The following is a 12,990-nucleotide window of genomic DNA, read 5'->3' on the forward strand; positions in this document are numbered from 1 at the left end:
CCGCGATGTGCAGCGGGGCGCAGGCCCGCCGCGCGCGCCCCTTAAAGGCGAAAACGTCTACGCACATCAGAACCGGTAGCGCAGTCCGATCTGGGCGACAGGATAGAACTTGTAATCCTTGGCCGCGTTGCGGAAATCATCGATGCTGTCCTGCAGGGGCTGATAGACGGAGCCTGACCAGCTTTCCTGAACATTGGGCGTGCCCATGTAGTAGGCGCCCAGCGAAAAATCGAAAGAAATCCGCTCGTTGAGGTCAGCGTCATAGCCAATCCCGAAATAGGGCTGAAAATCATATTCCGGCGTTACCTTGACCTGAGCCGTTTCGACGACGTCAAGATAGGGATTGTACATCGAAAACGTGCCCTTGGCATTGTCGTCGGTGTAGCGCGCGCCGACCGATATCCGGAAGTCCGACTGATTGACGTAATAGTCGAGCGTGGCACCGACAGTCAGCGCCTTGAAGGTGCCGTCGTAATCCGCCCCCTCATATGTGCCGGACGGCGCGTAGCTGAAGCCCGAGACCGTTCCACTGAAGCCGAAGCTCTCATTCAGCTTGTAGAAGCCCGAGAGCCCGATACCGAGCGTACCGACCGAAGGCTGGATCACCGGCTCCTGGGCGTTTGCCGCAGGAATGAAAGCGGCAAAGGCCGTCGCCGAGGCAAAGATGGAAAGAAGTTTTCTGCGCACGCCGTTGTTGTTATGAAGCATTCCGTATCCCATTGAAGTGACCCTGTTTCGCCGAGGCTAGGCGATCTTTGTTAAGCCTTTCTAATTTAACGGATTTGTAGTCATCAATCCGTGACAACGCTGCCATTTCCGATAAACCGGCGAATACCCGGTTTCGTGATCACTGTGATAATTTTGCAACTAGGGTCACTTGCTTCGGGCTCGTTCTTCAGCCGTCCGTCTCCGCTCTTTTCCCGGCGTAGAGCGCTGCCCTCGCCTTCATGAACTTCGCCAGCCGGTCGGCCACGCGCCGCACTTCGCGCCGATGCCGGTCGTCATCGTGAAGTACCAGCCATTGAGGATGCCCCAATTCACCGATGACCGGCCCCGCCCGCACCAGGCGTTGATTGGTATCGCCGATGAAGCAGGGCAGGACGGCAACGCCGGCGCCCGCCTCGACGAGGTCGAGCATCGTCCGCGGACGGCTTGCCGTGAGGGCAATGGTCGCCGGCCGGGCCTGGTGCGGCCATCTGAGGTAGTCGGAGATCGCTTCCTCCCGGGTGACGGCGATCCAGCGTTCCCGCGCCAAGGGCGGCGCGTTCCTGGACCTGAAGGGCGCATAGGCGACGGAGCCGAGCCTCTGCGCCGCCAGATTGCTCTCTTCGGGTTCGAAGGAGCGGATGCCGATGTCGTTTTCCCGGTGCGCGAGGCTCGCTCGGGCTTCGCCGACAAGCAATTGCAGGCGGAACGGATCGTCCTCGCGACAGATCTCGCCGATATGCGCGGAAATCAGAAAGGCGTTCCAGGTGCCAAGCGCCAGGCGGACCAGTTGCGGCGCCGCCGCCTCGCCGCGCCAGTCATCAATCCTGCGAAAGCTGCCGTCCGCGCCCGTCAGCAACGCGTTCAGGGTCTCGCCCTCCGGGGTCAGGCTATAGCCGCGCTGGCTGCGCACGAAAAGCGAGCGCCCGAGACGGTGTTCGAGATCGAGCATGTGCCGGCCGGCCGTGGCGGGGCTGATCGCCTGTTCCGCCGCCGCGCCGCTGAGCCCGCCATGGCGGATGACGGAAAGGAAAAGCTGGTAGTAGGACCAGGGAATGTTTTTCATCAATGAAAAATAGCCTGCATTCCTGCGGATATCAAAGGACAATTTTTATTCTTATATTTCCAGCATGCCAAGAGGACGATGCCGGGCCGAGAAACCTCTGTTCCGGCATCACCGCAAAGAGAGCGCGATCATCGACCGGTCTTGAACGGCCGTCACGTGATCGCCGGGAGTGACCGCCATGACACGCAAATCCGTACCCGCAAGGCTGCTCAGCCTCTACTATCCGCAGGAAACCGGACCGCTTTCGGAAGATGAATATTACGCACGGTTTTCCGATCCGCTGCCCGCTTCCTGGAGAAGGACGGGCCGCCTGATCGACCGTTTCGCCGGACGTGTTGCCGGGTTATTCAGATCGCATCACCGGCCGCAACGCCCGAGGCCCAGGCCCACTGGAAATTGTAACCGCCCAGCCATCCGGTGACGTCGACGCATTCGCCGATGAAATAGAGGCCCGGTACCGCCCGGGCCTCCATCGTCCTTGACGACAGCGCCTTGGTATCGATGCCGCCGAGCGTGACCTCCGCCGTGCGGTAGCCTTCGGTTCCCGCAGGCTTGAAGCGCCAGTCCTGGATCGAATCCGCCAGGCGTGCCAGCGCCTTGTCGGAAAGATCGGCAAGGTGGCCCGTCATGCCGGCGCGATCGGCGAAATACTGCGCCAGCCGCTTCGGCAGTTGAGTGGCGAGGGCGCTTGCGGCGCCCTGCCTCCCATTTTCGCGCTTTGCCGCCGTCAGGACATCGGCAAGTTCGATATCGGGCCGTATCTTCACCATCACAGTGTCGCCGGGCGACCAGTAGGAGGAAACCTGCAGCACGGCGGGCCCGGAAAGGCCGCGATGGGTAAAGAGCATCGCCTCGTTGAATTGCCCCTTACCACAGGAGACCTCCACCGGAACGCCGATACCCGCAAGCGGCTGCAATTCGCTCTGAAGACCCGGATCGAGCGTGAAGGGCACAAGCCCCGGCCGCGGCTCGATCACACGGATGCCGAAACGCTCGGCGACCTCGTAGGCAAAGCCCGTTGCCCCCATTTTCGGAATGGACTTGCCGCCGGTGGCGATCACCAGCGTGCGCGCCGAGGCCGGCATTCCGTCCAGCGAGAGCCGGAAGCGGTCGGCCGAATGTTCGAGAGCGGTGACCGGGGTCTCAAGCCTGATCTCGACATTGCCGGCCTCGCATTCGGCCAGCAGCATGGCGATGATCTCCTTCGCCGAACCGTCGCAGAAAAGCTGCCCGAGCGTCTTTTCGTGCCAGGCAATGCCGTAGCGATCCACCATCGCGATGAAATCGGCCGGGGTGAAGCGCGCCAGCGCCGATTTGGCGAAATGCCGGTTTTCGCTCAGGAAGTTCTGCGGGCCGGCGCCGATATTGGTGAAATTGCAGCGGCCGCCGCCGGAAATGCGGATCTTTTCACCAGGCTTTTTCGCGTGATCGACGAGAAGCACCTTGCGGCCGCGCCGTCCCGCGCGTGCGGCGCACATCAGGCCGGCAGCGCCAGCACCGACAATGATCACATCGAATTCACTCATGACTTTCTGCCTGTTGCTGGGTGAATCTGTTCGCAAGGGCGAAGAGAAAGTCAATATGCCCCCTCGCCAAGACGCGCGCCGTGGTTATGATACGCTCACGCGCAATGACAAAACGGTCAGAGAAATGCCAGCAAAAAAAACGACCATCAAAGCCGCAAGCAGAACACCGACCAGCAAGGCCAAAAGGGCCAAGAAGCCGTCGACGCCCGCCGCCGCCTCGCCGCCGCGCGGCGTGGAAGACTGGAAGGGCGCAGCCCGCTGGCTAAAGCTGCGCGGCATCGAGGATATCGAATGCATCACGCCGGACCTCGCCGGCGTGCCGCGCGGCAAGATGATGCCATCGTCGAAATTCACCTCCAACACCTCGCTCGCCCTGCCCTCCGCACTCTATCGCCACACGATCTCGGGCGAATATCCCGACGAGAGCGGCAGTTTCCGCTATGAGCCGCGCGACAGCGACCTCAAGCTTGTGCCCGATCTCTCGACGCTGACGGCGGTGCCGTGGGAAACCGACCCCACCGCGCAGGTGATATGCGATGTAGTCGGTGCCGACGGCGAGGAAGTGCCCTACACGCCGCGCAACGTGCTCAAGCGCGTGGTCGAGCTTTACGAAAAGCGCGGCTGGCGGCCGGTGGTGGCCCCGGAAATCGAGTTCTATCTTGTTGCCAAGAATGACGACCCGGACCTGCCGCTGACCCCGCCCGTCGGCCGTTCGGGCCGTCCCATCGGTGCCGGGCAGGCCTATTCGATCGCCGGCATCAACGAGTTTGACGAACTGATCGACGACATCTACCACTTCAGCGAAGCGCAGGGGCTTGAGATTGACACGCTGATCCACGAGGAAGGCCCGGCGCAGCTCGAGATCAACCTCAGGCACGGCGATCCGCTGGAGCTTGCCGACCAGGTGTTCTACTTCAAGCGCACCATTCGCGAGGCAGCGACCAAGCACGGCACCTTCGCCACCTTCATGGCGAAGCCCATGCAGGGCCAGCCGGGCTCGGCCATGCATATCCATCAGTCGGTGGTCGATATAGAAACTGGCCGCAACGTGTTCTCGCTCGAGAACGGCGAACCCTCGCCGGAATTCTTCCACTTCATCGGCGGCATGCAGAAATATGTTCCGGCGACGCTGGTGATGATGGCACCCTATGTGAATTCCTACCGCCGGCTGACGCCGGACATGGCCTGCCCGGTCAATACCGCCTGGGGCTATGACAATCGCACCACGGCCTTCCGCATCCCCGTGTCCGATGCTGCCGCAAGACGCGTGGAGAACCGGCTGCCGAGCTCGGACGCCAATCCCTATCTCGCCCTTGCCGCCTCGCTTGCCTGCGGCTATCTCGGCATCGAGAACATGGTCGATCCGTCCGCCCCGACCGGCGATACCGCCAATGAAGGGACGATCGACCTGCCGCGCGGCCTGCTTGAGGCGCTGGCGCTGATGGAAGGCGAACTGGCGCTCGGCCCGGTTCTGTCGCGTGAGTTCATCGATCTTTACGGCGGCATCAAACGTGGGGAGTTCGAGACCTTCATGCAGGTAATCAGCCCATGGGAGAGGGAGTTCCTGCTGCTTCACGTGTGATAGCGTGGCAGGCAAAGACATAATGCGAGAATGGAGCGACTGAGAAAATGGTTTGGCAAAGCCCGATTGCCCCGGGGATTTCATGGTATCAGGCGACGCTGACCGAGCGACCGACCTACCCGGCGCTTGACGGTTCGACAACGGCGGATGTGGCCATCATCGGCGGCGGTTTCACCGGGCTTCAGGCCGCCTGCCAACTCGCGGAAGACGGTGTCGACGTCGTGCTGATCGATGCCGCCCGATTCGGCGATGGCGCATCAGGGCGCAATGGCGGTCAGCTCGGCACCGGCCAGCACTGGTGGCCGGAGGAGCTGGAGACCAAGCTCGGCGAAGAACGTTCCCAGGCCTTTTTCCGGGTCGCCGAAGAAGCCAAGTCCCATCTCCTCGACTTCGCGCGCAAGCACAAGATCAACATTGACTTCAAACCGGGTCAGCTCAGCGTCGCCCACAAGCGTGGCATGGAATATACCTATCGCCGGCATGTGGACACGCTCGCTGAGCGTTACGACTATCCGCACCTCTCCTTCATGAGCAATGCCGAGACGGCTGAGAGGCTTGGCTCGGACCGATTTTTCTGCGGCATCCGCGATATCGGCACCGGCCATATCCATCCGCTGAAGCTTCTGGTCGGCATCGCCAAGACGGCAGCGGCCGCCGGCGCGCGACTGTTCGAACTGACCAAGGCCGAGAATATCGAACATGTCGACGGCAAGAACGTGATCGAAACCGGTCGCGGCACGATCACGGCTGAACGTGTGCTGATCGCCTGCAACGGCTATATCGAGGATCATCTGGAACCCAAGACAGCCGCGAAGATCATGCCGATCCGCTCCTTCATCGCCGCGACAACGCCCGTGAAGAAAGACCGCAAGATACTGCCCGGCGGCGAATCTGTCGACGACAGCCGCTTTGTCGTGCGCTATTTCCGCAAGGCGCCGACGGGCGAGATGCTGTTCGGCGGCCGCGAGGTCTATTCCGCCGACAATCCGAAGAATATTTCCCGGCATCTCAGACGGCAGATCGCGGAAATCTATCCGCAGTTGAAGGATGTCGAGATCACCCATGCCTGGGGCGGCTCCGTCGGCATCACCATGCCGCGCCGTCCGCTGGTCCACGACATCATGCCCGGCGTCACCTCGATCGGCGGTTTTTCCGGCCACGGGGTGATGTTGTCAAACTATTGCGGCAAGCTTTACGCAGACGAGATTGCAGGGCGCTCGCTTGATCTGGAACTTTACCGGGATTTGGATATACCATCCTTTCCGGGCGGCGGACCGCTCAGGAAGCCCCTGCTGTTTCTGGCCCTGACATGGTTCGCGCTGCGCGACCGTTTCTAGCCGGCACGGCACGGCCGCCGGCCGAAAACACATTTTTCCGATTTTTCGGAATGGGACTGGCATTTTTAAATCGATTTGATAAAACGACATCAACCCTGCTGACGATTGAGAGGACTGACCATGAGCAGTCAAATGATCCCCGTTGAACCCTTTGACTATGTCGTCTTCGGCGCCACCGGCGACCTGACGGAGCGCAAGCTTCTGCCTGCGCTCTATCACAGGCAGATTGCCGGCCAGTTCACCGAGCCGACGCGTATCATCGGCGCCTCCCGTTCGGAACTGACCTCGGACGAGTTCCGCAAACGCGCGCAACAGGCCTTGAAGGAGCACCTGAAGCGCGGCGAGTATGACGACGATCAGGTCAACAAGTTCCTGGCCCGCATCGAATATGTGCCCGTCGATGCCACCACCAACAAGGGCTGGGACGCGCTGAAGAAGATGCTGGAAGACGGCAAGGACCGGGTCCGCGCCTTCTACATGGCGGTGGCGCCGAGCATTTTCGGCCCGATCTGCGATGGCATCCGCGATCACAAGCTGATCACCAAGCAGACCCGCATCGTCGTCGAAAAGCCGCTGGGGCGCGACCTCGACTCGGCGCTCAAGCTCAACGACATGATCGGCAAGGTGTTCAAGGAAGAGCAGGTCTTCCGTATCGACCACTATCTCGGCAAGGAAACCGTGCAGAACCTGATGGCGCTGCGCTTTGCCAATGCGCTCTACGAGCCGCTGTGGAACGCCAACCATATCGACCACGTCCAGATCACCGTTGCCGAGGAAGTCGGCCTTGAAGGCCGCGCAGGCTATTACGACAAGTCCGGCGCGCTGCGCGACATGGTGCAGAACCACATTCTCAACGTGCTCTGCATGGTGGCGATGGAAACGCCGCACTCCATGGAAGCAGAAGCCGTGCGCGACGAGAAGCTGAAGGTCCTGCGCTCGCTCAAGCCCATCACCGAAGACAATGCCGGCTATCTGACGGTGCGCGGCCAGTACCGCGCCGGCGCGTCGAAGGGCGGCCCGGTGAAAGGCTATCTGGAAGAGCTGGAAGGCGAGTCCAACACCGAGACCTTCGTCGCCATCAAGGCAGAGATCGACAACTGGCGCTGGGCGGGCGTTCCCTTCTACCTGCGCACCGGCAAGCGGCTCGCAAGCCGTCTTTCGGAAATCGTGATCACCTTCAAGCAGATCCCGCACTCGATCTTCGGACCGAATGCCGGCCGCATCAATTCCAACCAGTTGGTGCTGCGCCTGCAGCCCGACGAGGGCGTGAAGCAGTGGCTGATGATCAAGGATCCGGGCCCTGGCGGCATGCGTCTGCGCCAGGTGGCGCTCGACATGAGCTTTGCCCAGGCATTTGATGTGCGCAATCCGGACGCCTATGAACGGCTGCTGCTCGACGTGATCCGCGCCAACCAGACGCTGTTCATGCGCCGCGACGAGGTCGAGGTCGCCTGGCGCTGGGTCGACCCGATCCTGAAGGCCTGGGAAGAGACCAACCAGCCGGTTCAGGGCTATACCGCCGGCACCTGGGGCCCGTCGAAATCGATCGCGCTGATCGAACGTGACGGCCGGACCTGGCACGAACCTCTCTGAGGCAAAAACAAACCGGAAGAGAGCATCATGACTCAGAATATGAAGAAGTTCGAAGACGGCAGCGCGCTGGCGGCAGCTCTCGCCGCCGATGTCGCCGACACGTTGGCCGCCGCCATCGCCGAAAAAGGAACGGCCTCCATCGCCGTTTCCGGCGGCTCGACGCCGAAGGCATTCTTCCGCACGCTTTCAAAGGCGGATATTGACTGGGAAAAGGTGACGATCACGCTCGTCGACGAACGGTTCGTCCCGGAAGACAGCCCGCGTTCGAACCACAAGCTGGTCAAGGAGAACCTGCTTCTGGGCCCCGCCGCGCAGGCGCGCTTCATTCCGCTTTACCAGAATGTCAAAACGGCGGAAGAAGCCGCCGAGATCGTCACCAACAAGGTATCGGCGACGAGCCTGCCGTTTGATGTCGTCGTGCTCGGCATGGGAACCGACGGCCACACGGCCTCGTTCTTTCCCGGAGGCGACACGCTTGGCCGCGCGCTCGACATGAAGACGCCGGCCGGCGTGATGTCCATGCATGCCGAGGGCGCCGGCGAGGCCCGCCTCACCTTCACCTTCTCGAGTCTCGAAAATGCCGGCCTTCTGGTGTTGCACATCGAAGGCCAGGAAAAGATGGATGTTCTGGAAAAGGCCCTTGCCGGCAACGACGAAACGGAAATGCCCATCCGCGCCGTTCTTTCAAGAGCCACCTCCCCCGTGAATATCTACTGGGCGCCCTGACAATTCTGCCGGGCGCCTTCCGCGTTTCTTCTGAAAACAGGAAAAGCCCATGACCGCCGATCCCCGCATTGCAGAGATCACCGCCCGCATCGTCGAGCGATCCAAACCCACGCGCGAAGCCTATCTCGATCGCGTCAGCCAGGCCATTTCCAAGGGCGTGCACCGCTCGGTCCTGTCCTGCGGCAATCTCGCCCATGGCTTTGCCGTCTGTTCCCCCGCCGAAAAGGACGCGTTGTCGGGTGACAGCGTGCCCAATCTCGGCATCATCACGGCCTACAACGACATGCTCTCGGCGCATCAGCCGTTCGAGGTCTTTCCGGAAATGATCCGCGAGGCCGCGCGCGAAGCCGGCGGCGTTGCCCAGGTTGCCGGCGGCGTGCCGGCCATGTGCGACGGCGTGACCCAGGGCCAGCCGGGTATGGAACTGTCGCTTTTCTCCCGCGACCTGATCGCCATGGCGGCTGCCGTCGGGCTCTCCCACAACATGTTCGACGCGGCCGTCTATCTCGGCGTCTGCGACAAGATCGTGCCCGGACTTGCCATGGCGGCGCTGACCTTCGGCCACCTGCCGACGATCTTCATTCCCGCAGGCCCGATGACCACCGGCCAGGGCAATGACGAGAAGTCGCAGATCCGCCAGCTCTATGCGGAAGGCAAGGTCGGCCGCAAGGAGCTGCTGGAATCGGAATCGAAATCCTATCACGGACCCGGCACCTGCACCTTCTACGGCACGGCCAATTCCAACCAGATGCTGATGGAGATGATGGGTCTGCACATGCCGGGCTCCTCCTTCATCAACCCGAACACGCCGCTGCGCGATGCGCTGACGAAGGAAGCGGTCAAGCGCGCCTTCGCCATCACCGTCAACGGCAATGAGTTCACGCCTGTCGGCCAGATGATCGACGAGCGCTCGATCGTCAACGGTGTCGTCGGCCTGCATGCTACGGGCGGCTCGACCAACCACACCATGCACCTGATTGCCATGGCGAGAGCCGGCGGCATCCAGCTCACCTGGCAGGATATTTCCGACCTTTCCGACATCGTGCCGCTGCTGGCGCGCGTCTATCCCAACGGCCTTGCCGATGTGAACCACTTCCACGCCGCTGGCGGCATGGGTTATCTGATCCGCCAATTGCTGAACGCCGGCTTCCTGCACGACGATGTCCGCACCGTCTTCGGCGAGGGCATGGAGGCCTATGCGATCGACGTGAAGCTCGGCGAAAACGGCACCGTCAGCCGCGAGACGATCGGCAACGGCCCGAGTGCCGATCCGAAGGTCCTGACCACCCATGACAAGCCGTTCCAGCCCAATGGCGGGCTGAAGATGCTGAAGGGCAATATCGGCAAGGGCGTGATCAAGATCTCCGCCGTCAAACCGGAGCGCCGCATCATCGAGGCCCCGGCGGTCGTTTTCCACGACCAGCAGGACCTGCAGACCGCCTTCAAGGCCGGCGAGCTCAACCGTGATTTCATCGCTGTGGTACGCTTCCAGGGGCCGAAGTCGAACGGCATGCCCGAACTGCATCGGCTGACGCCGCCGCTCGGCGTGCTGCAGGACCGCGGCTACAAGGTGGCGCTCGTCACCGATGGCCGCATGTCGGGCGCATCAGGCAAGGTGCCCGCGGCGATCCACGTGACCCCCGAGGCGAAGGATGGCGGACCGATCGCCAGGATCCGCGACGGCGACATGCTGCGGCTCGATGCCGAGAACGGCACGCTTGAGGCGCTCGTTCCCGCCGAAGAATTCGATAGCCGCGAGGTCGCGACCGCCGATCTCTCCGGCAATGAATTCGGCATGGGCCGTGAGCTCTTCGCCCCCTTCCGCCACCATGTCGGCACCGCCGACGAAGGCGCAAGCGTCGTCTTCGGCTGAAATTCCGGCCGCCGGCCAAGTGCCGGTGGCCTTTCTCTCAATCAGCCCGGTTTCTGACCGGCCGCATCGAGTGCGGCGAAGTCCTCGGATGATAGAGCAAGGGCGCTCGCGCCGATATTTTCCTCGAGATGGTCGATCGACCCCGTACCGGGGATGAGCAACATGTTCGCAGAGCGCGCCAGCAGCCAGGCAAGCGCCACCTGCGCCTTTGTTGCGCCGAGACGTTCGGCAATCGCCGTCGCGGTGGCATCGACCGCAAGCGCACCGGCGTTCAAGGGATAAAAGGGCATGAAGCCGATGCCGTGTTCCTCGCAATAGGCCAGGACATCCTCATAGCTCCGATCAGCAAGATTGTAGTGGTTCTGCACGGTCGCGATCTCGACCACGCTTCTTGCCCTCTCTATTTCCGCCACGCTGACTTCCGAAAGCCCGACGTGGCGGATCTTGCCTTCTTCACGCAGTGCTCTGAAAACACCCATCGTGTCCTCGACCGGGACTTCAGGGTCGATCCTATGCAGCTGGTAGAGGTCGATGCGCTCGATGCCGAGCCTGTGCAGACTGCCTTCCACGGCCTCTCGGATATGGGCTTCCCCGGCATCATGCGAGATCATCAGGTTTTCCCGCGTTCCGCGGCCGGCCCGCAGAAGGCCGCCCTTGGTGGCGATCACCAGGTCCTCGGGGTAGGGATGCAGAGCCTCGCGGATGATCCGTTCATTGTGTTCCGGCCCATAGACATCGGCGGTGTCGATCAGGTTGACGCCGAGTTCAACCGCCCGCCGCAGAATACGGCGCGCCTCGGCTTCGTCCTCGGGCGGGCCCCACACCAGTTCGCCTGTCAGCCGCATGGCGCCAAACCCCATGCGTGTGACGGGCAGGTCGCCGCCGATACCGAATGTGCCGCTTTTTTCCGTTGTCATTCTCGGTCTCCTTTTCTTCGTGCTCCAGATCTCGTAAGTGTGGAGCATGGTCCATGGTCAATGATGTGCGATGCTGATCTCCGAATTTTCCGACAAGACCGGGCTTCCCCGGGACACGATCCATTTCTACATCAAGCGCGGCCTTCTCCAGCCCGAACAGGGCCTGAAGGGCGGCAGCAATCCCTATCGGATCTTCTCCGAGAGTGACGTGGCGATGGCCCGCTTCATCCGGGTTGCGCAATCGCTCGGCATGTCTCTTCGTCAGATCGCTGCCCTGAATGAGGAAGAGCGCAAATCGGGGATCACGCCGGAGCGCGCGAAAGAGATCCAGAGGTCAATCCTGCAGGAACTTGAGGACAAGAAATTGGCGCTCGATGGCATGACCGCCTATGTCACCGACAAAATGACCTGGATGCGCGAGGGGCGGCAGGGGCCGCCGCCGGATTTTCTCGATTACGCACTCGTCAGGGCCCCGGTCAGCGGCGAGGGACTGCGCAGTAGTGGCCTTCCGCTCAATGGTGATGGCGACAAGCTGAAACGCTGACGGCACCGCAGAGTGGCGATCCGCCGGCTGACAGGCCGCTCCCTGACTGCCCCCTAACGCCAACGCTCCCGAGATCGTTAACACGCTGATTCAAACCGTGATCGGCTGCCTCAATCCCTGCGCTTTGCTGCCACTAAATCACCACACGCAATCTCTAATCGGAGGCCACGGGAAACAAATTCCCGGCCCTTTTCGTTTGGGGGTTATGAGATCAATCGCACAATCCGGAAGTGTCGCATTATGGCAACAGCAACAGCCGATGTGACATAGAAGCGGGAAATTTAATTGAACGATTGATCATCTAAACCATTTCTCCCTCATCGAATGACAAGATGGAGACTGTTATGAAGAAAATTCTTCTCGCTTCCGCCGCGATTGTCGCAATGGCCGCCTCCGCAGAAGCTGCCGATGTCGTCGCCACGCCGGCACCGGCCGAACCCTATGTTGCCCCGCAGGTCATCCCCCAGACCTTCAACTGGTCCGGCTTCTACCTCGGTGGCACCGGCGGTTACGACTGGGCGACCGCGAACTTGCACTACAACGGCGCCCAGGTCGGCAATGACGATTTCAATGGTGGCAAGCTCGGCGGCTTTGCCGGCTACAACTACCAGCTCGACAACAACATCGTTCTCGGTGTCGAAGGCGAGCTCGACTACAACTGGAATGAGCAGTCCTACAATGTCGGTCTACCTTACAGCGTGAAGGCCGGTTCCGACTGGGAAGGATCGGTTCGCGGCCGCGTCGGTTACGCCTTTGACAATGCCCTGCTTTACGCCACGGGCGGCTGGGCGATCGCCAACGGCTATATCGAAGGCAATGGCGAAACCCAGAACCAGGCCTTCAACGGCTGGACGGTCGGCGCCGGTCTCGACTACGCCTTCACCGACAACCTCTTCGGTGGTCTCGAGTACCGTTACACGGACTTCGGCAAGAAGGACTTCGATGGCGCGCTGGCCGGCTTTGAAGCCAAGGACTACACGTCCAACCGCGTAATGGCCCGCGTCGGTTACAAGTTCTGATAGGCAAGGCAGGGCTCTTCTCTCCCGCCCTGCACCGCTTTTCCGGCGTACCCTCCTCCCACGCCGGAAAGAAGAAGCCCCGCCGGTTTCACCGGCGGGGCT

At 61.7% G+C, this 12,990-nt stretch carries 11 protein-coding genes; 7 read left to right on the forward strand and 4 right to left on the reverse strand.

Annotated features, from left to right (window positions below):
* Positions 1-66 precede the first annotated feature (66 nt).
* The 3 genes from GGR30_RS11480 to GGR30_RS11490 form a co-directional block, all read right to left on the reverse strand.
* Positions 67-708 (reverse strand): hypothetical protein, encoded by a 642-nt coding sequence (locus tag GGR30_RS11480; RefSeq protein WP_183486374.1) that lies wholly within the window; start codon positions 706-708, stop codon positions 67-69.
* Positions 709-895: 187 nt separating this feature from the next.
* Entirely contained in the window at positions 896-1,771 is an 876-nt protein-coding gene (locus GGR30_RS11485) for a LysR family transcriptional regulator (RefSeq protein WP_183486376.1), read from the reverse strand.
* A 347-nt stretch (positions 1,772-2,118) separates the two neighbouring features.
* Positions 2,119-3,297, reverse strand: a complete 1,179-nt coding sequence (locus GGR30_RS11490; protein ID WP_183486378.1) for a BaiN/RdsA family NAD(P)/FAD-dependent oxidoreductase — start codon at positions 3,295-3,297, stop codon at positions 2,119-2,121.
* Positions 3,298-3,421: 124 nt separating this feature from the next.
* On the opposite strand from GGR30_RS11490, the gene GGR30_RS11495 reads away from it, so the two are divergent.
* From GGR30_RS11495 to edd, 5 genes are all read left to right on the forward strand, one after another.
* On the forward strand, positions 3,422-4,879 hold the full coding sequence (locus tag GGR30_RS11495; RefSeq protein WP_183486380.1) for a glutamine synthetase family protein: 1,458 nt from the start codon (positions 3,422-3,424) through the stop codon (positions 4,877-4,879).
* A gap of 47 nt (positions 4,880-4,926) precedes the next feature.
* On the forward strand, positions 4,927-6,216 hold the full coding sequence (locus GGR30_RS11500) for an NAD(P)/FAD-dependent oxidoreductase (RefSeq protein WP_183486382.1): 1,290 nt from the start codon (positions 4,927-4,929) through the stop codon (positions 6,214-6,216).
* A 120-nt stretch (positions 6,217-6,336) separates the two neighbouring features.
* A complete protein-coding gene (zwf, locus tag GGR30_RS11505) occupies positions 6,337-7,809 on the forward strand; it encodes a glucose-6-phosphate dehydrogenase (protein ID WP_183486384.1) in 1,473 nt (490 codons plus the stop codon).
* Between the two features lie 27 nt (positions 7,810-7,836).
* Entirely contained in the window at positions 7,837-8,535 is a 699-nt protein-coding gene (pgl, locus tag GGR30_RS11510; protein ID WP_183486386.1) for a 6-phosphogluconolactonase, read from the forward strand.
* Between the two features lie 49 nt (positions 8,536-8,584).
* Positions 8,585-10,408 (forward strand): phosphogluconate dehydratase, encoded by a 1,824-nt coding sequence (gene edd, locus GGR30_RS11515; RefSeq protein ID WP_183486388.1) that lies wholly within the window; start codon positions 8,585-8,587, stop codon positions 10,406-10,408.
* 41 nt (positions 10,409-10,449) lie between these two features.
* On the opposite strand, the gene GGR30_RS11520 is transcribed toward edd, so the two are convergent.
* The gene (locus GGR30_RS11520) at positions 10,450-11,325 is read right to left on the reverse strand and encodes an aldo/keto reductase (RefSeq protein ID WP_183486390.1); all 876 of its coding nucleotides are present in this window, start codon (positions 11,323-11,325) and stop codon (positions 10,450-10,452) included.
* A gap of 70 nt (positions 11,326-11,395) precedes the next feature.
* Here GGR30_RS11520 and GGR30_RS11525 point away from each other — a divergent pair, with 70 nt between their 5' ends.
* Entirely contained in the window at positions 11,396-11,869 is a 474-nt protein-coding gene (locus GGR30_RS11525) for a helix-turn-helix domain-containing protein (protein WP_183486392.1), read from the forward strand.
* A gap of 332 nt (positions 11,870-12,201) precedes the next feature.
* Positions 12,202-12,888: an outer membrane protein gene (locus GGR30_RS11530; protein ID WP_425488357.1), complete on the forward strand. Its 687-nt coding sequence runs from the start codon at positions 12,202-12,204 to the stop codon at positions 12,886-12,888.
* Positions 12,889-12,990 lie beyond the last annotated feature (102 nt).

Origin of the sequence: Martelella radicis (genome assembly GCF_014196625.1) — a bacterium.
In the GTDB taxonomy this organism is placed as follows: domain Bacteria; phylum Pseudomonadota; class Alphaproteobacteria; order Rhizobiales; family Rhizobiaceae; genus Martelella; species Martelella radicis.